Raw genomic sequence first — 23,014 nt, 5'->3', positions numbered from 1 at the left:
TCCCCCATCCGCGCCATCCCTAGCGGTAGTTCACGAACTGCAGAGCGACGTCGATGTCGGCACCCTTGAGCAGCGCCATGGTGGCCTGCAGGTCATCGCGGCTCTTCGAGGAGACGCGGAGCTCGTCGCCCTGGATCTGCGACTTCACACCCTTGGGGGCCTCGTCGCGGATCAGCTTGTTGAGCTTCTTCGCGGTCGCCTGGTCAATGCCCTCCTTGAGCTTCGACTCGATGCGGTACTCCTTGCCGCTGGGATAGGGCTCGCCCGTGTCGAGCGCCTTCAGCGAGAGGTTGCGCTTGATGAACTTCGACTGGAGTACGTCGAGCACCGCGTTCGCGCGCTCCTCCGTGTTCGCCTTGATGAGGATGCTCTCCCCACTCAGGCTCACGTCGGCTCCCACGCCCTTGAAGTCGTAGCGCTGCTCGACCTCCTTGCGGGCCTGGTTCACCGCGTTCTCGACCTCCATCGAGTCGATCTTGCTCACCACGTCAAACGAAGAATCAGCCATGACCACAGCCTACCGGCTCAGCGCCCCGGCGCCACGGGCCGCGCAACACACGCCGTTGCGCTATGCGTGGAATAAGAAGAACGAATAGATTGCTACACTCTTCGTTGGCCCGGCGCCACTGCGCCGCCGAAACCCAGATTTGCCGAAGGACTTCCTCGAATGTCATCACAGACCGCCCAGGCGGCACCGCCCACCCGCAGACTCCCCCGCTGGATGACCTCCTTCGGGTGGCAGATCCTCGCAGCGCTCGTGCTCGGCCTCGTGCTCGGCGGCGTCGCGATGTCGCTCGGCGACGACGCTGAGGGCAACCCGAACGGACTCCACGCGACCCTCGCGACAATCGGCAGCAGCTACGTCTCGCTGCTGCGCGCCGCGGTGGTCCCGCTGATCTTCACGGCGATCGTCTCGAGCATCGTCGGCCTGCGCAAGGTCACGAACGCCGCGCGCCTCGCCGGGCAGACGCTGCTGTGGTTCGCCATCACCGCGCTCATCGCGGTGACGATCGGCATCGTGCTCGGCGTGACGCTGCGCCCCGGCGCCGCCGCGTCGCAGGCCGAGCTCGCGACCGGCGACCCGTACACGGTCGGCACCTGGTGGAACTTCCTGATCGGCCTCGTGCCCTCAAACTTCCTCGGCCTCACCGTGAGCGGCTCCGCGGACCTTGAGACCGGCGTACTCAGCGCGAGCCCCGGCTTCAACGTGCTGCAGGTAATCGTGATCTCAGCCGCGATCGGCATCGCCGCGCTCAAGATCGGCGAGAAGGCCGAGCCGTTCATCCGCCTCACCGAGTCCGCGCTCGCCGTGATCCAGAAGGTGCTCTGGTGGATCATCCGGATCGCCCCGATCGGCACCCTCGGCCTCATCGGCAACGCCGTCGCCGAGTACGGCTGGAGCAAGATGGGTTCGCTCACCTGGTTCGTCGCGGTGCTCTACCTCGGCCTCGCCCTCGTGCTGTTCGTGGTCTACCCGATCCTCGTGCGCGCGCACGGGCTCTCCGTGAAGCAGTACTTCTCTGGCGTATGGCCCGCCGTGCAGCTCGGCTTCGTGAGCCGCTCCTCGATCGGCACGCTGCCGCTGACGCAGCGGGTCACCGAGCGCAACCTCGGCGTGCCGCGCGGTTACGCGTCGTTCGCCGTGCCCCTCGGCGCGACCACCAAGATGGACGGCTGCGCCGCGATCTACCCGGCGGTAGCCGCGATCTTCATCGCGCAGTTCTTCGGCATCGAGCTCACGATCGTGCAGTACCTGCTGATCGTGCTCGTCTCCGTGGTCGGCTCGGCGGCGACCGCCGGCACGACCGGCGCGACCGTGATGCTCACGCTCACGCTGTCGACGCTCGGGCTGCCGCTCGAGGGCGTCGGCCTCCTGCTCGCGGTCGACCCGATCATCGACATGGGCCGCACCGCGGTGAACGTGGCTGGCCAGGCACTCGTGCCCGCGATCGTCGCGAAGCGCGAGGGGATCATCGACCTCGAGCTCTACAACGCGCCGCGCCGCGGCCAGGCGTTCGACAACGAGGACGACGCGCCCGCCGAGGCCTCGGCGCCTTCAGCGGCGCCCACCGAGGCCGCGCAGGACGAAGCGGCACCGGCCGCGCGCTAGCGAGCGAACAGGCCCCGCGCGAACCCGCGCAGGAACAACGAACTCACGCAGGGAGAATCGAGAGATTCTTCCTGCGTGAGTTCGTTGTTCTGTGTGAGCGCGGCGCTACCGCACCGAGGCCCGGCGCATCGCAAACCAGGTGCCCACGAGGGCGATCACGATCACGACCCCCGCGCCGACCGCGAGACCGGTGCGCGTGATCCCGGCGATGATCTCGCCGAGCTGCGGGGCAAGGATGAGGATCAGCACGGCGAGCGCCAGACCGAGCCCGAGGCCCAGCACCGCGGGCCCCTTGGCCCCGAAGCGCACCCAGATCGCTCCGAACAGCCCACCGATGGTGAGGCACAGGAGCACGCCGATGAAGCCGCTCAGCGCGAGCACCCACGGGTCCCCCGCCCCCACCGCGTAGGTGTCGAGCACGTACGTGTTGGAGAACCAGTGCCCCGTCGCGAGTTCGATCCCGAGCAGTGCGACGAGCAGCACCGCGATGTAGGCCGCCTGCAGCACGTTTGCGAGCATGGTTCCGAGGATAAAGTTGCGGCGGGTGGTGCCGAGCGCGAGCCCGAACGGGTACGTGGTCGCCACGGCCTGCACGCCGTAGTAAATGAGGAAGCCGGGGAGTGACCACACGACGCCGGCGTTCATGCGCGCGCCGTCGATGTACTCGGGGCTCCCGTCGCCGCCGCCGATCGCGCGCTGAATCGCGAGCGCGATGATGATCGACACAACGAGCACGATGGCGAGGATGATCGCCGGGGTCGCGAGGAAGTTGTCCAGCTTATTGAGGTGCAGCCGGGTGACCTTGAGCGCGCGGTTCATGCTGCGTTCCCTTCGTATGACGGCGTTGCCGTGGTCTCGGCGCCCTCGCGGTCGAAGCCGTAGGCCGCGACGAGATCCTGGAGGGACACCGGGGTGAGCTCGAGCCCGAGGCCGAGCGCTGCCTCGCGGTCCGCCGGGGTCAATGCCCCGTTGACCACGGCGCTGCCGAGCCCGCCCATCCCGCGCCGCGAGAGGATCTCACGGCCAGCGAGATACGTCTCGAGCGCGCTCGCTTTCCCGGCGATCTGGTAGGCGTCGCCGCGAAGCTCCTCGACGTCCGCGTGGCGCACCACGCGGCCCTGCTCGAGGATGATGACGCGCTCAAGGAGGCGGTCCATCTCGTCGATGAGGTGCGTCGAGAGGATGATCGTGCGCGGGTGCTCGGCGTAGTCGCGCAGCAGCTCGTCGTAAAACACCCCGCGCGCGGTGGCATCGAGGCCGAGGTACGGCTCGTCGAAGAAGGTGATCGGCGCGCGCGATGCGAGGCCGAGCACGATGCCGAGCGCCGAGAGCTGCCCGCGCGAGAACTTCTTCACCACGGGCTTCGTGGGGATCCGGAACTTGGCGATGAGCCGATCGGCAAGCTCCTGCGACCAGTGCGGGTAGAAGATCGCCGCGGCGCGGATCGCGTGCTTCAGCTTGTAGTCGTCGGGGTAGCGCTGGTTGTCGCGCACGAAGCACATCTGCTCGATCGTGGCCGAGCGCTCGAACGGGTCGTGGCCCGCGACGCTGATCGTGCCCGAGCTCGGCCGATCCTGCGCAGTGAGCAGCGCCATCAGCGTGGTTTTCCCTGCCCCGTTTCGGCCGAGCAGGCCCGTGATCACGTTTGCCCGAATGTCGAGCGTCACGTCGTCGAGCGCGGCCGCGCCGCGATAGTGTCGCGAAACTCCGCGGGTCTCAATGGCGGTGGTGGTCATGATGCTGCGTCCCCCTTCTCGGAGATGAGTCTGATGATGTCGTCGTCGGTGAGGCCGAGCCGTTTTGCCTCGGCCAGGAGCGGATCGATGAAGTCCGCGACGAACGCGACCTGCCGGTCCGCTCGAATCTGCGCTCGCGCTCCGGGCGCCACGAACATGCCGATGCCGCGCTTCTTGTAGAGCACCCCGCGATCAACGAGGAGGTTGAGTCCCTTACCCGCCGTGGCGGGGTTGATGCGCAGGTGGGCGGCAAGCTCGTTCGTGGAGGGAACCTGCTCCTCTTCGGCGTAGACCCCGGTCAGGATCTCGTCGGAGAGGCGGTCGGCCAGCTGGAGAAAAATCGGCCTGGTGTCGTCAAACACGCGCACCCCCTTCCTTGGTTAGTTACTTCACTAACGAACCTAGGGGGTGAGGGGTTCGAGTGTCAAGCCCGCGGGTGAAGCGGCGCTCGGGGCGCTCGGGGCGCTCGGGGCGCTCGGGTGCTCGGGGCGCTCGGGTGCTCGGGGCGCTCGGGTGCTCGGGCCGCGCGGGTGCACGGGCCGAGCGCCGCTAGACGCCGCGGGTGCTGGTGGCGGCGCTCGGCGGCGCAGGTTCGCGCGGCGGCTCTCCGCCGGGGAGCCACACCGAGACGCGCAGCCCGCCGGGTTCGAGCGCGGTCAGTGCGAGTGCGCCGTCGTGCGCGCGCACGATGCTCTGCACGATCGCCAACCCCAGGCCAACGCCGGGCCGGTCGCCGCGCCGCCGCGCCGCACCGCGCTGAAACGGCTCGGTGAGCGTCGCGAGGGACTCGCGGTCGAGGGCGGACCCGGTGCTGGTCACGGTCAGCTCGACGCCGCCGGGCGCCGGCCCCGTGGTGACCCACACCGCCCCGTCCGCGGGCAGATTGTGCACGATTCCGTTGTGCACCAGGTTCATGGTGAGCTGCAGCAGCAGCGCCGGCGACCCCGCGGCGTGTGCCGCCTCGCCCGCCACCACGAGACTCACGCCGTGCTGCTCAGCGAGCAACAAGAGGGTTTCGGTCGCCTCCTCGGCGAGCAGTGAAAGGTCCACCGACTCGTGCGTAAACGCGCGCTGGCCGCTGCGACTGAGCAGCAGCAGCGCCTCGGTGAGCTCGATCGCTCGGTCGTTCACCGCGGTGAGGCGAGCCACGAGCTGAGGGCCGTCGTGGTCGGGGTCCTTCCGCGCCACGTCGAGCTGCGCGCGCGTGATCGCGAGCGGGGTGCGCAGCTCGTGCGAGGCATTCGCGGCGAAGCGCTGCTGCTCGGCGACGTGCGCCTCAAGCCGGGCAAGCATCGCGTCAAAGCTGTCGGCGAGCTCGCGAAACTCATCCCGCGGGCCGTCGAGCGCGACCCGCGCCGCGAGCTCGCCGGCGCCCGCGGCCCGCGTCACCGCGGTGATCCGCCTCAGCGGGGCGAGCATCCGCCCCGCGAGCACCCAGCCGCCACCGAGCCCGAGCAGCAGCAGGAACAGCAGCGCCCAGAGCGCGGCCGGCACGAACGCGCGCACGAGGTCGTCGCGGCCCGGCATGAACCCGCTCTGGCTCCAGGCCGCGTCCGGCGGCACGTAGCGCAGCAGGAACACCCAGACCACCAGCATGAGGAGCACGCCGGCGAGCATGAGGAACCCCGCGTAGCTGAGGGTGAGCTTGAGCCGCGCGCTCATTCCCGCGGGCCGAGTCACGCGGGCTCCCCTGTGTCGATCCGATAGCCCACACCGGGCACGGTAGCGATGAGCCAGGGCTCGCCCAGGCGCTTTCGCAGCGCAGAGACCGTGATCCGCACCGCGTTGGTAAACGGATCGGCGTTCTCGTCCCAGGCGCGCTCAAGCAGGCTCTCGGCACTGATCACCCCGCCCTCCGCGGCGACGAGCACCTCGAGCACCGCAAACTGTTTGCGCGTCAGCGCGACGTAGCGGCCGTCGCGAAACACCTCGCGCCGAAACGGGTCGAGCCGCAGGCCCGCGACCTAGCGCACGGGCGGGCGGTGATGCGCGCGGCGCCGATCGAGCGCGCGCAGTCGAAGCACCAGCTCCTGCAGCGCGAACGGCTTGGTGAGGTAGTCGTCGGCGCCCAGCTCGAAGCCACTCGCTTTGTCGTCGAGGCGATCCGCTGCAGTGAGCATCAGGATCGGCGTCCCCACCCCCGACGCGACGATGCTCGCCGCGATCTCATCGCCAGACGGGCCGGGGATGTCGCGGTCGAGCACCGCAATGTCATAGCGGTTGAGGCTGAGCAGTTCGAGCGCTGCGTGCCCGTCACCCGCAATGTCGGCGGCGATCGCTTCCAGACGCAGGCCATCGCGGATCGCCGTGGCGAGATCGGGCTCGTCCTCGACGAGTAGTACACGCATGGTCCCCATCGTACGATCCGGCGCATATCGTGGGCGTATCGAAAACCGCGTACGATCGGGCAACATCCGGCACGGTGGACTTGCCTCATGCGCTACGAATCCCGCGGCCTCAAGCTCCGCAAAGCCATCGTTCCAGGACTCATCATCACCGGTGCGGCCGTCGCCATCGCGCTGATCGCGGGTGTTGCGGTCGCCCAGATCACCGGCGTCAACGCGCTGGGAGCCGCGCGAGGTGAGGTGCCCGCCGCCCGAACGCAGGAGTCGAATCCCGAGAGCGGGGCGGACGACGCGGGTCCGACGGAGGCGGACGGCGCCCTGCCCGAGGGCACCTCGGTGTGGAGCGAGGACCAGCCGGGCGTCACCGGGCTCGCCCCCGGCCTGCTCGAGGCGCTGCGTGCCGCGGCGACGGAGGCCGAGGCGGTGGGCTTTGAGATGACGGTCACGAGCGGCTGGCGCTCCGCCGCGTACCAGGAGCGGCTGCTCACCGACGCCGTGACCGACTACGGCTCGGCGGCCGAAGCGGCGCGCTGGGTCGCCACGCCAGAGACCTCGGCCCACGTCGCGGGCGAGGCCGTGGACGTGGGCCCGTGGGGCGCGGCCGACTGGCTCGCCGCACACGGGCAGCAGTACGGGCTGTGCCAGATCTACGACAACGAGCCCTGGCACTTCGAGCTGCGGCCCGATGCCCCCACTGTCGGGTGCCCCACGCTCTACTGGGACCCCACCTACGACCCGCGACTGCAGTCGTAGGGGTCGAGCGGACAGCCGCCGCGCCCGGCCATTCCCGCCCGCGCCTGCCCCCGCTCTCGCACACGTTCCCGCCCAGTTCCCGCCCGTCCGTCCGTCCGCGCACGCTCCCGCACACGTTCCCGCGCCCATTCGCCGGCGCGAGGAACTACACCCGTGTAACTCATCCACAGCCTGGGGACAGGTCTGTGGACAACTTGGGGAAAACGTGTGGAAAAGGTGCTGCTTCGGGTCGTGTCAGGGCCGCGTCCGCGTGCTCCCGGCGAAGTACCCGGTCCGGGTCGGATTCGCCGCGAATTACACCGGTGTAATTCATCCACACTCTGGGGACAGTCCTGTGGACAACTTGTGGACAGAGTAGAGTGACGTCAGCCAACTATGGACGGAGTCCTATAATTATGGATACTCGCACTCTCCCCGCCCCCGCCAACGGGATGCTCCGTGCACGGCGTCCCACGGGCATTGTGATGGCGCTCGTGGTCTTCGCGCTCGCGGGCGTGATGCAAACAGTGTTCACGGTCGTCTGCGCGCACCTGGCGAACGCTGGTAGTTCTTCACCGAGTGGTTCCCTCGCTGAGATGGTCGCGGCGTTCTCGGCGACACCGCTGGGCGTGGTCATGTCACTGCTGTCGTTCACAGCTGCGCTCGGGGTCGTGTGGGCGTGGGTGCGATTCAAGGAGCGCAGGCCGTTCGCCAGCCTCGGGTTCGAGCGCCGCGCCGCAGCTCCGCGGCTCGCGCTGCGCGGCGCGGGCATCGGCGCACTCATGCTCACCGTCTGCGCGCTCGTGCCGGTCGCGGCCGGCCAGACCCGCATCTCGTGGGCGGCGCCGGACGGCGCATCCCTACTCTTTATTGGGATCATGCTCCTCGGCTTCATCGTGCAGGGGTCCACCGAGGAGATCCTCACCCGCGGCTTCCTCACCCAGGCGGTGGCCCGGCGCTGGGGGCTCGTCGCCGCCGTGATCGTGCAGGCGGTCTTCTTCGCCGCGATCCACGGCGCGAATCCGGGGATGAGCGTGCTGCCGATCGTCAACCTGCTGCTCTTCGCGGTGTTCGCGAGCTTCATGTCGCTCGCCGAGGGGAGCCTCTGGGGCGTGTGCGCCATGCACGGCGTGTGGAACTGGGCGCAGGGAAACTTTTTTGGCATTGCGGTCTCGGGGAGCAAAGCGCAAGATTCAGTGCTCACGACGACCCCGGTGCAGGGCGCGAACGAGCTCATCACCGGCGGCTCCTTTGGCGCCGAGGGCAGCCTGATCACCACCGCGGTCTTGCTGATCGGCGCGGGAATCGCGTACCGCGCGTGGCGTGGACGGGCGAAAACTACAGCGGTGTAATTCATCCACAGCTTGGGGATAACGTTGTGAACAACGTGTGGAAATGCGCACGCTGCGCGGTGCACGGGGTGAATGAGCGGACGCTGCCACCCACCCCTCGAGCCGAGCCCCCACACGCCCACCCCGAGGTCGCTCCGCAGGCCCACGCCCCAGCTCCGCGGGCGTAGGGTGGAACTGTGAATAGCCACGACGCTCCCGCCCAGCCCCGCATGTCATTCGCCTCCGACAACTGGGCCGGCGCCCACCCCGAGGTGTTCACCGCACTGGCCGAGGCGAACACCGGCCACGCGCCCGCGTACGGCGGGGACGCCTGGACCGCGCGCTTCCGCGAACGGGTGCGCCAACTCTTCGGTGCCGACGCCGAGGCGTTCCCCGTGCTGAACGGGACGGGCGCGAACGTGCTCGCGCTGCAGGCCGCGCTGCCGCGCTGGGGTGCCGTGATCTGCGCCAGTACCGCGCACATCACGAGCGACGAGACGGGTGCCCCCGAGAAGACCGGCGGGCTCAAGCTTCTCAGCGTGGCCGCCCCGAACGGCAAGCTCACGCCCGAGCTCGCCGATGCCGAGGTGTGGGGCATCGGCTCCGAGCACCGCGCGCAGCCCCTCGCGATCTCAATCTCGCAGAGCACCGAACTCGGCACCTGCTACACACCGGACGAGATCCGCGCGCTGGCCGAATTTGCGCACGAGCATGGCATGGTGCTCCACATCGACGGCTCTCGCCTCGGCAATGCCGCGGCGCACCTGGGGGTCTCCCTGGCGGCGCTCACCAGCGAGGCGGGTGCGGATCTGCTCAGCCTCGGCGGCACGAAGAACGGCCTGCTCGGAGCCGAGGCCGTCGTGGTGCTGCGCCCGGGCGCAGCCGAGGGCATCCCGTTCCTGCGCAAGATCGACCTGCAGCTCGCCTCGAAGATGCGGTTCGTCTCCGCGCAGCTGCTGGCGCTCTACGGCGGCGAGCTGTGGCGCGACTCGGCGGCGCACGCGAACGCGATGACGGCGCGGCTCGCCGCCGGGATCGCCGCCCTCGAGGGCACGGCGCAGGATTCCGGGATCCGGATCGCGCACCCCGTCGAGTCGAACGCGGTCTTCGCGACGATGCCGGCCGACGTCGCCGCGCGGGCACAGGAGCGCTTCGCATTTGGCACCTGGCCGGGCGACCCGAACCTGTACCGGCTCATGTGCGCGTGGGACACGCAGCCCGACGACGTCGACGCGCTGCTCGCCGTGCTCGCGGCGTAGCCCGGCCGGGCGGCGGCGCTCCCAGGCCAGTCGGCTGGGCGAGCCGGCTAGCTGCGCGAGCCGGCCAGCTGCGCGAGCGAGCTGGCCGGGCGAACGGGCGCGCCGGCCTGCCGGCTGGGCGGCCCCCTAGATCAGCCCCGTCTCGCGCGCCACGTGGATCGCCCGCGAGCGGCTGTCCACCTCGAGCTTCGTGAAGATGTGCGCCAGGTGACTCTTCACCGTCGCCTCAGACACGAACAGCCCGCGGGCGATCTCGCGGTTCGTCGCGCCCTGCGCGAGCCAGCGCAACACCTCGACCTCCCGATCGGTGAGCTTTGGCAGCGGGTTGCGGATCCCCTGGAGCACGCGCGTCGCCAGCTCGGGGGTCAGGATCATCTCGCCGGCCGCCGCGCGCTGGATCCCGTCGCTGATCGCCTCGGGGGCGGCGTCCTTGAGCAGGTATCCCGTCGCGCCGGCTTCGATCGCGCCCAGGATCTCGGCGTCGCGGTCGAACGTGGTGAGGATCAGCACCGCGGGGGCCGGGTCGAGTGCGCGGAGCGCCGTGGTGGTCTGGATCCCGTCGATCCCGTCGCCCAGGCGCAGGTCGCACAGCACCACGTCCGGGCGCAGGTGCGCGGCCAGGGCGATTGCTTCCTCGCCCGTCGCCGCCTCACCCACCACGCGCACGGCCTCCGTGTCGAGCACCGCGCGCAACCCGCTGCGCACCACGGGATGGTCGTCGACGAGCAGAACGGTGGTGGTCATGCGGGCTCCTCCGTGGCTGGGTGGCTCGGTGCGGGGTGCAGCGGCAGGTGCACGGAGAGCGCAGTGCCGTCGCCCGGCGCGCTCTCGATGTCGAGCCCGCCGCCCAGCTCGCGCAGCCGCGCGCGCATAAACCTGAGCCCGTAGCTCGCCGAGCGGTGATCCGCGTCGCGCTCCCACGCGCCAGCGTCGAAGCCCGCCCCGTCGTCGATGATGTCGAGGCGCACGGTGCCGTCCGCGTCGATGAGGCTCACCACCACCCGGCTCGCGTTCGCGTGCAGCCGCACGTTCGCGAGCCCCGACTGCGCCGCGCGCAGCAGCGCCACCTCGGTCTCGGTCGGCAGCAGCGGGAGCGACTCGTCGACGTGCAGCTCGACCTGCAGGCCGGCCTCGTCGCGCGCGCGATCCAGCATGCGGCGCAGCGCTGCGGCGAGCGCGTCCTCCTCAAGCTCCGCCGGCACGAGCGCGGCGACGATCCGGCGCACATCCGACAGGCTCTCGCCGGCGAGCGTCTCAACCTGCCGCAGCGTCAGCGCCGCCTCGGGGTCCGCGGTGCGATTGCTCTCCGCGTGGGCGAGCAGCTTGATCGACGAGAGCGCCTGCGCGATCGTGTCGTGGATGTCGCGGGAGATGCGCGTGCGCTCCGCGATCGCCCCGGACTCGCGCTGCGCGAGCGCCAGTTCGTCTTGCAGCTCCGCGGTCTCGCGCTGCGCGCGGGTGAGCGAGTCGACGAGGCGCTCGCGCTCGGCCGCGTCGCGCAGCAGCTGCAGGTAGCCACGCGAGATCCCGAAGGCGAAGATCCCGCCGATGAGCGGGCCAAATACGTTCGCGTAGCTCGTTGCGCCGTGGTGCAGGATCGGCGCGAGCACCACCGCGGCGAGCACCGCGACCGCGTACGGCAGCCCCCACCGCAGCGGCAGGAGGTGGCCGGCGAGCAGCCACAGCAGGAACGCGAGCCAGACGAACTCAGCGGAGACCGCGATCGCGGCGGCCCACACGACCGTCAGCCCAATGAGCCACCAGATTGCAAAGCTGGGCGTGCGCGAGCGCGCGGGGACGAGGGTGCCGGCGGTGTGCCAGGCGAGGATCGCGAGGCCCGACACCAGGGCCGCCGCGACCGGGGTGCCGTCGCCGATCGCGCGGACCACCCCGATCACGGTGAGGGCGATCGCGATCAGGTGCTGCCCCACCTCCATCGCGCGGGTGGTCGCCCCGGCGGCGCCCCCGCCGGTCGCCCCGCGCCCGGGGGCGCCCCAGCCGGACGTGCCCCCGCGTGCCGGGCCCCGACCTGCCGCGTCAGTGCGCGACAGCGGTGCGTTCACGATGCTCATGCGTCGATTCTCCCCGACTTCGCCGCATTTTGCCCGGCCACCACATCCGGTCCCCCACGAGGGTGAACAGCGCCGGCACGATCACCGTGCGCACCACGAGCGTGTCGACCACGACCCCGATCCCCACGATCAGCCCGAGCTGGCCCAGCGTCACGAGCGGCAGCACCCCGAGCGCCGCGAACACGGCGGCAAGCACGATCCCCGCGCTCGTGATCACCCCACCCGTGTGCGCGACCGCCTCGACGATCCCGCCGCGGGTACCGTGCGTCTCGGCCTCAGCGCGCGCCCGGTGCACAAGGAAGATCGTGTAGTCGATCCCGAGCGCGACCAGGAACATGAACGCCAGCAGCGGGACCTGCAGGTCGAGGGCGTGCTGCCCGAACACGACCCGGCTGAGCCACGCCCCGGCCCCGATCGCGGCGAGCGCGCTCGCGAGGTTCACGGCGAGCAGCAGCAGCGGAGCGACCAGCGCGCGCAGCAGCAGCGCGAGCACGGCGAAGCTGACGAGCAGCACGAGCGGTGCGATCAGCCACAGATCCTGCTGATTGCCGGCCCGCGCGTCGACGTCGGTGGCGACGGCCCCGCCGACGACGGCGTCGGCCCCCGGCACCTCGTGGACCGCGGCGCGAAGCTCGCCGATCTGATCGAGGCTCGCTTCCGAGCTCGGCGCGTACTCGCTCGTGACCATGATCTTCGTGAGTGTGCCGTCGGCGGTCTCCCCGACGGGGTGGGCGCGCACCACGCCGACCACGCCCCGGGCGGCGGACACCACGGCGTCGGTCGCCCCGCTCTCGGCGACCACGTAGATCGGCTGGGCCTCGCCGGGCGCGAAGTGCTCCGAGAGCGTTTCGAGGCCCGCGGCCGACTCGGACTGCACCCGGAACTTCTCGACCTGGTCGAGTCCCACCGAGGTTCCGATCAGGCCCGCGGACATCACGGCGAGGAGCGCAACGCCGCCGAGCAGGCTCGCCACCGGGCGCCGCCCCACCCGGGTGGCGACCCCGCGCCACAGCCGGCCCTGGCTGCGCGGCTGGCCCGGCCGCGGCACGAACGGCCAGAATACGCCACGCCCGCACACCGCGAGCAGCGGCGGGAGCAGGAACAGCACGACCGCGAGAGCGACGAGCAGCCCGATCGCGGCCGAGACGCCGAGACCGCGCGTGCCCGGGATCACGGCGAGCGCGAGGGTGAGCAGCGCGAGCACCACGGTGAGGTTCGAGGCGATGATCGCCGGGGCGGTCTTGCGCCACGCAGCGGCAAGCGCCGCCCGGTGGTCGTCAGTGCCGAGCAGCTCCTCGCGGTAGCGCGAGATCAGCAGCAGGGCGTAGTTCGTGCCGGCGCCAAACACCAGCACGCTGATGATCCCGGCGTCGAATTGCAGCCCCCACGCGGACCCCGCGGCCGCGGTGAGGCGGCCCGCGAGCCCGTCGGCGAGGGCGACCGCGACGAGCGGGATCAGCCACAGGATCGGCGAGCGGTACGTCGCGATGAGCAGGATTGCCACGATCAGGATCGTGACGAACAGCAGCGTGAAGTTTGCGCCGTCGAACGCGGCGGCGACGTCCGCGCCGAACGCCGGGCCGCCGGTGACGAGCAGCTCGAGGCCGCTCGGGGTCTGCGCGGCGAGGTCCGCGCGCAGTTCGCCGATCAGCTCGGCGGTCTCGCCGTTCGTGTCGCCCACCGCGATGGGCACCACGAGGAGCGCCGCACCGCCGTCCTCGCTCACGAGGGGACCGGTCGCCGGGGCGTCCGCCCGCTCATCAAGGAGGGGCAGGAGCGCCTCGGCGGCAGCGAGGTCCGCGGCAGACAGCTCGCCGCCGGCGGCCGGGGTGGCCACCACCAGCACCGACTGGCGCTCAGCGTTGGGGAACTGCTGCATGAGCTCCGCCGCCCGGGCCGACTCGGACGCGGGCGGGGCCGAGGCGTTCTGCGCGGGCGCTTTCGCCGAGCCGAAGGCCCCGAAGAGCACGGTCATGATGAGGAGCACCGCGCCGAGGGCGAGCCAGGCCCCGCCGCGCGAGGTGAGCCAGCCGGAAAAGCCCGGGGATTTCTGAGGGGTAGCCATGCAATCAACTCCACCAGGACGCCGCGCGCGGGGAATCGCGGGCACGACTGATCCTCGCGTCATCCATTTGGCTGATGGGCGGGGCCCGCGGCAGGCGGGCGCGGCGGGCGTCTGGGGCGGGTGCCCGTCCGGGCTCCCCTGTGACGCACGAGCGTGCGGCTTCATCACGAGCGCGCGGCTTCATCACGAGCGCGCGGCTCCAGCACGAGCGTGCGGCTTCACAACGAGCGTGCGGCTCAACCACGAGCGTGCGGCTCAACCACGAACGTGCGGCTCCACAACCGCAGCCAAGCCGCACACTCGCGCGCGAACCCGCCACTCGTGGGAAACGCGGGCGCGGGCACGGGAACGGGAACGGGCGCGGCTGGGGTGCGGGCGGGATAGGCGCGGGCGTCGCCGCAGCCGGGCCCCGGCCCGCGCTGCCACGGCGAGGCGAGCGAAGCCGCACACTCGCGCAAGATCGAACGCCGCCCCGTCTCACCTCCACGAGCGTGCGGCTCCACCATGAACGTGCGACTTCACAACCGCAGCCAAGCCGCACACTCGCGCGCGAACCCGCCACTCGTGGGAATCGCGGGCGCGGACGCAGCGGGCACGGACGCAGCGGGCGCGGACGCAGCGGGCACGGGCGCGGCAGGCACGGGCGCAGACGCAGCGGGCACGGGCGCAGACGCAGCAGGCGCGGGCACGCAAAGCCGCACGCTCGTGGGAAACGGCGCGCGGGAAACAAAGAGCGGGGAACAGAGCGCGCGACAGCGACCGGGCCCCGCCCGGGCGCCCCCGCCGGAGCGCCCCAGCCGGAGCGCCCTGCCCCGCGCCCGCCGCTAGCCGCGGCGCGGGGTGAGCCGCGCGAACGCGAACGCGAGCACGAGCGCCGCCACGATCCCGATCACGGGCGGGATCCCAAGCTCGAGCTGGCCGGCGCCCCAGGCGAGCGCGCAGGAGAGCGCGTACACGCCAAGGTTGACCCAGTTGAAGCGGGGCAGCACCTCCCCCTCGGGCATCTGCGTGCGCCGCCACCGGGCGAGGTAGTCGCCGATGATGACGCCGCCGAGCGGCGGGATGAACGTGCCGAGCAGGCCGAGGTACTGCGGCAGGTGGTCGCCCACGCCGAGCAGCGCGAGGATGGTGCCGATGATCGAGCCGTAGATCACGAACCGCGTCTTGCTGGGCTTCTCGAACAGCTCCGCCCCGGCCACGCCAAATGAGTACGCGGCGTCGGCGTTCGACTTCCACAGGTTGCCGAACAGCAGGAACAGGCCCCAGCCGATGAGGCCGAGCTGGAACAGGACGAGGACGAAGTCGCCCTCACCGAAGGTGATCGCACCGATCGCGCCAAAGAAAATCATGAGGCCGTTGCCGATCAGGAACCCGACCACGCACGCGATCACCGCCTGCCGGCCGCTGCGCGCGAACCTGGTCCAGTTGGGCGCCTGCGTCCCGGCCGACACGAAGGTGCCGACCACGGTGGTGACGGCCACGGCGAGCGTCATCTGCCCGCCGGGCTGGATCGCGGCGAGGCCCGCCCAGCCGCCGACCTCCTCGAGCGAGCGGAACATGACCCAGAAGGCGAGGATCAGGATCAGCGGCGTAGAGATCAGCGATACCCAGTACATGCCGCGGTAGCCGTAGACCGCGGTCGCGCACATGAGCGCGCTCACGGCGATCATGATGGCGGCGCGGGCGACCGACGATTCCCACCCGAACGCCTGCGCGGTGAGCTCGCCAATCGTGCCGATGACGACGCCGTACCAGCCGATCTGCGTGCCGCCGAGCAGGATCGACGCGAGCTTCGAGCCGCGAGAGCCGAGCGTGTAGCGGGCCATCACGACGGTGGTGAGGCCGGTGCGGGCGCCGATCCAGCCGAGCACGGCGACGTACGCGCCGAGCACGAGCGAGCCGACCGCGATCACGACGAGCAGCTCGCGCAGGCCGAACGCCTCGCCCAGGGCTGCGCCCGCGAGCATGGTGGGCGTGAAGATCGTGAAGCCGAGCAGCACGACCATGAGGGAGAAGAATCCCTTGCGCGCGTGCCGCGGCACCGGGGTGACGGGGTAGTCGCGGTCGATCACCGGCTCCGCGGCGGCAGCGGCTCCGGCGGTCCCGGCAGCGGCAGCGGTTGCCTCGGCCTCTGTCTCGGGCGTCTCGGCGCTCACGCGCGGGGCTCGATGCCGGCCGCGGCCGTGCCGAGCTCGGCGGTCTCCACGCCGATGTCCTCGGCCCAGATCTCGGGGCGCTCGTCCATCATGCGCTGCATGAGGGCACGGCAGGTGTCGTCGTTCGCGGCGACGAGCTCCACCCCGTTGCTGCGCAGCCACGCCTCGGACGCCTCAAAGCTGTCGCTCTCGCCGATCACGATGCGGGGGATGTCGTAGAGGATCGCGGTGCCGGCGCACATGGTGCAGGGCGACAGCGTGGTGTAGAGCGTGCACTCGCGGTAGACGCTGGCGGGGAGGCGGCCGGCGTTTTCGAGGCAGTCGGTCTCGCCGTGGCGGATCACGCTGCCCTGCTGCACGCGGCGGTTGCGGCCAACCGCGAGCACCCGGTCGCCCTCGGGCCCGTGGTGCACGAGGGCCGCGCCGATCGGGACGCCGCCCTCCTCCCACCCGAGCTGTGCCTGCTCGATCGCGAGGTTGAGGAAGCTGCGGTCGGAGTCTGAGAGCGGTGCCGGGGTGTTCGTTGCCATAGCCAAAATCGTACCGCGCGCGGCCGCTACTCCACGGGCTCGAGCTGCGGCTGGCGGCGGGCGGCGCGGCGCGCCACCACGCGGTTGCGGATCGCGAAGCCGAGCACCAGTACGAGCAGCCCGTAGAGCACGAGCACGATCGGGCCCTGCAGCAGCACGGCGAAGTCGCCGTTCGCGCTCATCGTCGCGTCGCGCAGGCTGGTCTCCGCGAGCGGGCCGAGCACCATGCCGATGATGAGCGGGGCGATCGGGTAGTCGAGCGCGCGCATGAGGAAGCCGACGAGTCCGATCCCGAGCAGCATCAGCAGGTCGAACACCGAACCGGAGGTCGCGTAGATGCCGAACGCGCAGAACACGGTGATGCCGGCGTACAGGTACGGGCGCGGGATCAGCAGCAGCTTGGCCCACAGCATCGCGAACGGCAGGTTGAGGATCAGCAGCACGACCATCGCGATGAAGAAGCTCGCGAGCAACGCCCAGACGAGCTCGGGCGCCCGCTCGAACAGCAGCGGCCCCGGCTGCAGGCCGTACTGGCGGAACGCGGCGAGCATGATCGCCGCGGTGGCGGAGATCGGGAGACCGAGCGCGAGCAGCGCGCCCATCGCCATGCCGGTCGTCGAGTTGCCCGCGGCCTCGGGGGCGGCGAGGCCGCGAATCGCCCCCTTGCCGAACTGCGGTGAGCGGCGGCGCGCGTCGAGGCGCTTTTCGACCCCGTAGGCGAGGAAGGTGGGGATCTCGGAGCCGCCGGCGGGAATCACACCGAACGGGAGCCCGATCGCCGTGCCGCGCAGCCACGCCGGGGTCGCCTCGCGCAGCTCGCGCCGCGACAGCCACGGCCGACCCTTGGGTCGGATCATCCCGCGGTTCGAGACGTGCCGTTCGAGGCAGGCGACGTAGATCACCTCGCCGAGCGCGAGCACCGCGACCGTCACCGTGACGAGCGAGATCCCGTCGAACAGGTTCGGGGAGTCCATGGTGAAGCGCGGGGCGCCGGAGACGCCGTCGATGCCGATGACCGCGATGCCGAGCCCGATGAACAGGGCGGCGAGGCCCTTCACCGGATTGTCGGTGACGACGGTGGAGGTTGCGGCGAACGCGAACACGGCGAGCGCGAAGAACTCGGCGGGCCCGAATCGGGTCGAGAAGTCCGCGAGCACGGGGGCGAGGAACACGACCACGATCGACGCGATGAAGCCGCCCACGAACGCGCCGATCGCGGCGGTCGCGAGCGCCTGCGCGGCGCGGCCGTTCAGCGCCATCTTGTGGCCCTCGAACGTTGACGCGATCGCGGAGGCCTGGCCGGGGGTGTTCATGAGGATCCCCATGGTGGAGTCGCCGAACAGCCCGCCGAAGTAGACGCCGGCGAACATGATGAACGCCGCGGTCGGTTCGAGCGAGAACGTCACGGGGAGCAGCAGCGCCACGGCCATTGACGAGCCGAGCCCGGGCAGTACACCCACGGCGGTGCCGAGCAGACAGCCGACCAGCACCCACAGCAGGTTTTGCCAGGTGAGCGCGCCGGCGAAGCCCTCGAGGAGCAGTTGCAGTGTGTCCATGTCAGAACCCCCAGCCGAGCACGCCGGACGGGAGCGACATCCCGAGTGTGAGGTCGAACGCGATGTAGATGATCGAGCTCACCGTGAGCCCGACGACGAGGCTCGCGAGCGGCCGGCGCAGGCCGAACGCGCGCGAGACGCACCAGAACAGCAGCCCGGCGGCGATGATCCACCCGAGCACAGGGAGCAGCAGCGCGAACGCAATGAACGGCAGCACCACCCAGGCGAGCGAGCGCCAGTCGACCCGGACGGGGGTGCCGCCGGACGCCGGATCGGCGGGGTCGAGGTCTGCCGCACCGGCGCCAACCGCGTCGTGCTCGGCCGAGAGCAGCTCGAACGCGTCGTCACCCACGCCCACCGTGTGGCGCTCCGTGGTGCCTGACCGCCGCCACGCGCGCACCGCACCGAGTGCGAGCAGCGCCGCGAACAGGAACAGGCCCGTCGCGATGAGGCCGGGGAAGAAGCGCGGGCCGGGGAACGCGGTGCCTTCGGGCACCCGCATCGTGAGGTTGCCGATCACCAGGTAGGTGGCGAACCCGGCGAGCAGCGCCGGCATGATGAGCTCCTTGAACAGCACGGCGCGGCGGCCGTGCCCGGCGGCGAGCTGGATTTCCTCGCCCACCACCGCGGACATTGCGGTGGGGTTGTTGGTCGGCATCACTGCCCCATCTCCTCATACAGGCGGGTGATCCGCGCGTGCTCCTCGTCGAGGAACGGGGCGAGCGCCGCCCCCGTGATGACCTGCTCGGTCCAGTGGTATCGGTCGACCGCGCTCACCCACTCGGGCGTCGCGAGCGTGTCCTCGATGAGCTCGGTGAGCTCACCGGTCTCGTCGGGGGTGATCCCGGCCGGCGCCGCGAGCATGCGCCAGTTCGCGAGCGTCACGTCGTAGCCCTGCTCGCGCGCGGTGGGGATGTCGATGCCGGCGACCGGCTCTTCGGCGACGAGCGCGAGCGCGCGCAGCCGGCCAGACTCGATCTGATCGATGTTGTCCGGGTAGCCGCCGGCCGCCGCCTGCACGGTCCCGTTGAGGAGCGCGGCGACCGCCTCGCCGCCGCCGTCTGACGAGATGTAGGTGGTGTCCACGGGGTCGATCCCCGCGGCGAGCGCGAGGTCGGTCACCACGAGCTGGTCGAACGAGCCGCCGCCAGTCCACGGCACGGCGCCCGGGTTCTCGCGCCACGCGCCGACGAGGTCGTCGAGCGTCTCGTAGGGCGAGTCGGCGGGCACCACGATCACGTCGTACTCCTCGAAGAGCACCGCGAGGGGCGTGACGTCGTCGAGCGTGGCGGCCGAGTCGTACTGGATGGTGGCGGCGAGGAGGCCGGTGCCGCCCACGAGCATCGTGTTGGCGCGGCCCTCAAGGCGCGACATGTTGCCGAGCGCGATGGTGCCGCCGGCCCCCGGCATGTTCACGACCTGCACGTTCGCCGCGAGCCCGTTGGCGCGCTGCGCCTGCTGCATTTCGCGCGCGACCGTGTCCCAGCCGCCGCCTGCCGCGGCCGGCGCGATGAGGGTCAGCGACGAGTGGATGTCTTGGCCGGCGGCCGCCGAGCTGATCGATCCAAACGAGGCGACGCCGATCGCGACAGCGGCGACGGTGCCGCCGATGATGCGCAGCGCGGTGCGCCGCCCCGGCGGGCGGCTGGGCGCGGGCTCGCCCGCGGTGTGGCTCGGGGGCTGGGGCGCCCCCGTTTCGAGTATCTCCACTGCAATCACTCCTTTGTGAGGGCGCACGTGCGCCGCGGTGTGCCCACACGCTCCCAGCTTTTCGCGCCGTTCTCGCCGCGATCCGGCTTTGTGCTCATAGATGCTCACGGGGCTGCGCACCCGCCCGCCCAGCGCGGTCTAGACTGTGTCGGCGACGAGGAGGTTGCTGAATGAAGCGAGTATTGACGCCGGCCGGCGTGCGGCTCGCGATGCTGTTCCTCCCGACCGTCATCGTCTTCGCGGCGGTCGCCGTCACGGCGAGCATCGCGTTCGCCGTGCAGGAGCGGAGCATCCGCGACGCGACGGGCGAGCGCGTCACCGACGTGGCGCTGAGCCTCGCCGAGCTCGCGCAGGTGCGCGACGTGCTCGCCGTGGCGCACGAGGATTTCCCCGCCGCGATGGCGGAGCTCCAGCCGCTCACCACGGTGGTGGAGCGCGCGGCCGGCGTGGACTACGTGGTGATCTCCGACGAGGAGGGGATCCGCGTGACGCACCCGACCCCGGCCGAGCGCGGCCGGCCGCTCTCGACGGACAACTCCTCGGTGCTCGCGGGCAACACCTACCTGGGCACGGAGACCGGCACGATCGGGATGACGCTGCGCGCGAAGGTGCCCGTGCGCGACGACGCCGGGGAGGTGATCGGGGTGCTGTCGGTGGGGATCCTCGAGAGCCGGATCGCCGCGGACTCGGCGCAGGCGGTCAGCCGGCTGCTCCCGTGGGTGATCGGCGCGCTCGTCGTCGGCACGCTCGGCAGCTCGATCATCGCGGCGCTGCTGGAGCGCCGGTTCCGCCGGCTCGACGAGGCGGCGCGCGACACGGCCGAGCTGCGCCGCTCGTCCGCCGCGCTGCAGGAGCAGTCGCACGAGTTCACCACTCGGCTCCACGTGATCCACGGCTTGATCTCGCACGGCGACGCGGAGCAGGCGCTCTCGTACATCGCGGGGGTGACCCCCGTCACCACGGGCGGCGCCGACGCGGCGCTCAGCGACCAGCCGCTGCTGCGGGCCACGCTCGACGTGCTGCGGGCGGAGCTCGGCGCGCACGGCGCGCGGCTCGACGCCGAGGTGTTCGTTGAGTCGGAGGTCGACGAGGAGGTGACGCTCGTGCTCGCAAACCTGTGCCGCAACGCCGGCGAGGCCGGGGCCACGATCGTGCGCTGCGCGCTCGGTGAGCGCGACGGCGTGTTCGTCGGCGAGGTGGCAGACAACGGGACCGGGGTGGCCGCGGGAGAGGCGGACCGGGTGTTCGCGCGCGGGGTCTCCACGAAGCGCGACCCCTCGGGGCTGGGGCGCGGGATCGGCCTCGACATCGTGCGGCGCGCGGTCGCGGCGCGCGGCGGCAGCGTGGAGCTCGGCCGCGCAGACCTCGGCGGCGCCCGGTTCCGCTTCGACATGGCGGTGCGCGCGTGACCGCGGGGCGGGAGATCCGCGTGCTCGTGGTTGACGACGACGCGGGTGCGCGCGCCCTGCACGCGCGGTTTGTGGGCGACGCCGCGGGCTTCACGCTCGTCGCGGCGGTGGGCACCGGGCGCGCCGCCGTGGCGCACGGGCTGCACGGCGGGATCGACCTGGTGCTGCTCGATATGCGCCTGCCAGACATCAGCGGCGTCGAGGTGCTGAACCGGCTGCGCACGCTCGGAGCGCACTCACCGGACGTGCTCGTGATCAGTTCCTCGCAGGATCGGGTCACCGTGCGTCAGGCGCTCGCCGGGCAGGTGGTCGGCTACCTCGTGAAGCCCTTTACCGCCGACGCGCTGCACGCCCGGCTCGCGGCGTATCGCGCCGAGCACCGCGCGCGCGGCGGGGACGCGAGCGCCCGCGATCTGCCACTCGGCCAGGGCGAGATCGACCGGCTGCTGTCCACCGGCCGGATCGCACTCCCCGCGGCGCCCGGCATGCCCGGCACGCCTGCCACCGCCGCACCGCTCCCCAAGGGAATCTCGAGCGTCACCCTCGACCGGGTGCTCGCGGCGCTCGACCCGGTCACCCCCACCACCGTCGCCGCGCTCGCGGTGCAGTGCGCGATCTCGGTGCCGACCGCCCGGCGCTACCTCGACCACCTGGTCGAGGTCGGCGCGATCGACCTCGCGCACCGCTACGGGAAGCGCGGCCGGCCGGAGGTGCTCTACCGGTTGGTCCCGCCACCGCAGGGCTAGCGCCGGCGAGCGCAGTGCCAGCGGGCGGGGTTCCGCGCGCGGCCGTCAGGCGACGAAGAGCACCGCGGTCGGGGTGGCCACCGGGATCCGGATCGGGTCGACCGGGAGCCCGCCGACCCAGCCAAACGCGGTGACCTCGTCGGAGTCCTGGTGCGCGACCCACAGCGCGGTACCGTCCGGGGAGAATGCGAAGTGGCGCGGATTCTCGCCGCGGGAGTCGACCGTGGCGCGCTCGGTCAGCTCCCCGCTCGCCGAGACCGCGTACACCGTGAGCGAGTTGTCGCTCCGGTTTGCGAGCACCGCCGCCGCGCCGCCCGGGTGCACCGCGATCTCGGACGGCACGGGGCGCTCCCGCCCCAGCCCGGCCCCCGCGACGGTCTGCCGCACGCGCAGCCCGGCCGGCGCCCCGCCTGGCCCGGGGCTCACCTCGACCACCGTGACCCCGCCGCTGCCCTGGTTACTCACGAGCACCGCGCCCGAGGCCGGGTGCCGGGCGAGGTGGCGCGGCCCGGTCCCCGGCGCGAGCGGCAGCGCGGCGCGCAGCTCGGCGGCGGCCAACTCGCGGTCCCACCGGAAGAGCGCGAGCAGATCGCGGCCGCAGTCCGCGACGAGAAAGTGCGCACCGTCCGGCAGCACGAGCACCGCGTGCGGGCGGGAGCGTCGGCGGGAGCGGTCCCAGCCGGCCCCGCGCTCGGGGAGCGTGATCGTCGCGGCGAGCCGCACGGGCACCCCGGCGGCGTCGCACGCGATCGCCGCGACCGCACCACCGTAGTAGTGGCTCACGAGGGCGAGGCCCGGGGCGAGCGCGAGGTGGCACGGGGCGTCGCTTCCGGTGGCCACGCGGGCCGGCGGCGCCTGCGCCGGCCATCCGCCGTGGCCCGCGGCGTAGCGGAGCACCTCGCCGCCGCGCTCCGGCTCGGTGACCGCCCACACCGCGCCGTCTGCGGCGAGCGCGAGAACGGACGGGTTGCGTTCCGCCGCGCGCCAGCCCCCGGCCGCCGCCGCGTCCAGGGCCGGGGTCGGGGCCGGGCCAAGGCTCGCCGATTCAGCACTCGCCGCTCCGGCACCCGTATCGACCCCGACGATGCCGTCACCGTGCGCCCCGGGCGCTCCGGCCCAGGGCGAGGGGACTGAGTAGGAGCCGATCAGCGCGCGCACGCCGCAACTGTAGCGCAGCGGGCACAGCGGGCACAGCGAGCACAGCGAGCACGGCGGGCACGGCACGGGACCAGCGGCACGGGCCCCCGCGCGCCCCGC

The 23,014-nt window shown here is 71.7% G+C and carries 20 protein-coding genes and 1 pseudogene; 6 read left to right on the top strand and 15 right to left on the bottom strand.

All coding sequences use genetic code 11. From position 1 onward, the window contains the following. Positions 1 to 19: 19 nt before the first annotated feature. Positions 20 to 508: a YajQ family cyclic di-GMP-binding protein gene (locus EV139_RS11685; RefSeq protein ID WP_130454533.1), complete on the bottom strand. Its 489-nt coding sequence runs from the start codon at positions 506 to 508 to the stop codon at positions 20 to 22. Positions 509 to 667: 159 nt separating this feature from the next. Here EV139_RS11685 and EV139_RS11680 point away from each other — a divergent pair, with 159 nt between their 5' ends. After that, complete coding sequence (locus EV139_RS11680; RefSeq protein ID WP_198677555.1) at positions 668 to 2,110, top strand: dicarboxylate/amino acid:cation symporter; 1,443 nt, start codon at positions 668 to 670, stop codon at positions 2,108 to 2,110. A gap of 105 nt (positions 2,111 to 2,215) precedes the next feature. Here the strand turns inward: EV139_RS11680 and EV139_RS11675 are convergent, their stop codons facing one another. The 5 genes and pseudogenes from EV139_RS11675 to EV139_RS11655 form a co-directional block, all read right to left on the bottom strand. Further along, positions 2,216 to 2,929: a hypothetical protein gene (locus tag EV139_RS11675; protein WP_130454532.1), complete on the bottom strand. Its 714-nt coding sequence runs from the start codon at positions 2,927 to 2,929 to the stop codon at positions 2,216 to 2,218. Beyond that, the gene (locus tag EV139_RS11670) at positions 2,926 to 3,846 is read right to left on the bottom strand and encodes an ABC transporter ATP-binding protein (protein ID WP_130454531.1); all 921 of its coding nucleotides are present in this window, start codon (positions 3,844 to 3,846) and stop codon (positions 2,926 to 2,928) included. Before EV139_RS11670 ends, EV139_RS11675 begins: the two co-directional genes overlap by 4 nt. After that, positions 3,843 to 4,208 carry a GntR family transcriptional regulator gene (locus EV139_RS11665; RefSeq protein ID WP_130454530.1) on the bottom strand — a complete coding sequence of 122 codons (366 nt, stop codon included), beginning with the start codon at positions 4,206 to 4,208 and terminating at the stop codon, positions 3,843 to 3,845. The genes EV139_RS11670 and EV139_RS11665 overlap by 4 nt, the downstream gene beginning before the upstream one ends. A gap of 187 nt (positions 4,209 to 4,395) precedes the next feature. Next, a complete protein-coding gene (locus EV139_RS11660; protein WP_130454828.1) occupies positions 4,396 to 5,508 on the bottom strand; it encodes a sensor histidine kinase in 1,113 nt (370 codons plus the stop codon). Between the two features lie 14 nt (positions 5,509 to 5,522). Further along, a pseudogene (locus tag EV139_RS11655) lies at positions 5,523 to 6,194 on the bottom strand (response regulator transcription factor). An 87-nt stretch (positions 6,195 to 6,281) separates the two neighbouring features. Here EV139_RS11655 and EV139_RS11650 point away from each other — a divergent pair. The 3 genes from EV139_RS11650 to EV139_RS11640 all read left to right on the top strand — a co-directional run bounded on the left by EV139_RS11650 (position 6,282) and on the right by EV139_RS11640 (position 9,513). Further along, positions 6,282 to 6,944: a M15 family metallopeptidase gene (locus EV139_RS11650; protein ID WP_130454529.1), complete on the top strand. Its 663-nt coding sequence runs from the start codon at positions 6,282 to 6,284 to the stop codon at positions 6,942 to 6,944. A gap of 395 nt (positions 6,945 to 7,339) precedes the next feature. Continuing rightward, positions 7,340 to 8,275, top strand: coding sequence for a CPBP family intramembrane glutamic endopeptidase (locus tag EV139_RS11645; protein ID WP_130454528.1), 936 nt, complete (start codon positions 7,340 to 7,342; stop codon positions 8,273 to 8,275). A gap of 209 nt (positions 8,276 to 8,484) precedes the next feature. Continuing rightward, on the top strand, positions 8,485 to 9,513 hold the full coding sequence (locus tag EV139_RS11640; RefSeq protein WP_130454827.1) for a threonine aldolase family protein: 1,029 nt from the start codon (positions 8,485 to 8,487) through the stop codon (positions 9,511 to 9,513). Positions 9,514 to 9,639: 126 nt separating this feature from the next. Here the strand turns inward: EV139_RS11640 and EV139_RS11635 are convergent, their stop codons facing one another. From EV139_RS11635 to EV139_RS11600, 8 genes are all read right to left on the bottom strand, one after another. After that, positions 9,640 to 10,257 carry a response regulator gene (locus tag EV139_RS11635; protein ID WP_130454527.1) on the bottom strand — a complete coding sequence of 206 codons (618 nt, stop codon included), beginning with the start codon at positions 10,255 to 10,257 and terminating at the stop codon, positions 9,640 to 9,642. After that, positions 10,254 to 11,585, bottom strand: coding sequence for a sensor histidine kinase (locus EV139_RS11630; RefSeq protein WP_130454526.1), 1,332 nt, complete (start codon positions 11,583 to 11,585; stop codon positions 10,254 to 10,256). Before EV139_RS11630 ends, EV139_RS11635 begins: the two co-directional genes overlap by 4 nt. Next, positions 11,551 to 13,650 (bottom strand): MMPL family transporter, encoded by a 2,100-nt coding sequence (locus tag EV139_RS11625; RefSeq protein ID WP_130454525.1) that lies wholly within the window; start codon positions 13,648 to 13,650, stop codon positions 11,551 to 11,553. Before EV139_RS11625 ends, EV139_RS11630 begins: the two co-directional genes overlap by 35 nt. Before the next feature lie 824 nt (positions 13,651 to 14,474). Beyond that, positions 14,475 to 15,806, bottom strand: coding sequence for a cytosine permease (codB, locus tag EV139_RS11620; protein ID WP_130454524.1), 1,332 nt, complete (start codon positions 15,804 to 15,806; stop codon positions 14,475 to 14,477). Next, the gene (locus tag EV139_RS11615) at positions 15,803 to 16,336 is read right to left on the bottom strand and encodes a nucleoside deaminase (protein WP_130454523.1); all 534 of its coding nucleotides are present in this window, start codon (positions 16,334 to 16,336) and stop codon (positions 15,803 to 15,805) included. The genes codB and EV139_RS11615 overlap by 4 nt, the downstream gene beginning before the upstream one ends. A gap of 26 nt (positions 16,337 to 16,362) precedes the next feature. Then, positions 16,363 to 17,892, bottom strand: coding sequence for a tripartite tricarboxylate transporter permease (locus tag EV139_RS11610; RefSeq protein WP_130454522.1), 1,530 nt, complete (start codon positions 17,890 to 17,892; stop codon positions 16,363 to 16,365). A 1-nt stretch (position 17,893) separates the two neighbouring features. Beyond that, complete coding sequence (locus EV139_RS11605; protein WP_130454521.1) at positions 17,894 to 18,550, bottom strand: tripartite tricarboxylate transporter TctB family protein; 657 nt, start codon at positions 18,548 to 18,550, stop codon at positions 17,894 to 17,896. Then, positions 18,550 to 19,596 (bottom strand): tripartite tricarboxylate transporter substrate binding protein, encoded by a 1,047-nt coding sequence (locus tag EV139_RS11600; protein ID WP_198677577.1) that lies wholly within the window; start codon positions 19,594 to 19,596, stop codon positions 18,550 to 18,552. The genes EV139_RS11605 and EV139_RS11600 overlap by 1 nt, the downstream gene beginning before the upstream one ends. Before the next feature lie 176 nt (positions 19,597 to 19,772). Here EV139_RS11600 and EV139_RS11595 point away from each other — a divergent pair, with 176 nt between their 5' ends. Together EV139_RS11595 and EV139_RS11590 are read left to right on the top strand one after the other, a co-directional pair. Then, positions 19,773 to 21,011, top strand: a complete 1,239-nt coding sequence (locus tag EV139_RS11595; protein WP_198677553.1) for an ATP-binding protein — start codon at positions 19,773 to 19,775, stop codon at positions 21,009 to 21,011. Further along, a complete protein-coding gene (locus tag EV139_RS11590; protein ID WP_130454519.1) occupies positions 21,008 to 21,757 on the top strand; it encodes a response regulator in 750 nt (249 codons plus the stop codon). Before EV139_RS11595 ends, EV139_RS11590 begins: the two co-directional genes overlap by 4 nt. A gap of 45 nt (positions 21,758 to 21,802) precedes the next feature. Here the strand turns inward: EV139_RS11590 and EV139_RS11585 are convergent, their stop codons facing one another. Beyond that, positions 21,803 to 22,915 (bottom strand): lactonase family protein, encoded by a 1,113-nt coding sequence (locus EV139_RS11585; protein ID WP_157993039.1) that lies wholly within the window; start codon positions 22,913 to 22,915, stop codon positions 21,803 to 21,805. Positions 22,916 to 23,014 lie beyond the last annotated feature (99 nt).

This window comes from Leucobacter luti, assembly GCF_004217175.1.
Classification (GTDB): Bacteria; Actinomycetota; Actinomycetes; order Actinomycetales; family Microbacteriaceae; genus Leucobacter; species Leucobacter luti.
This window is presented reverse-complemented; position numbering and strand designations above follow the sequence as displayed.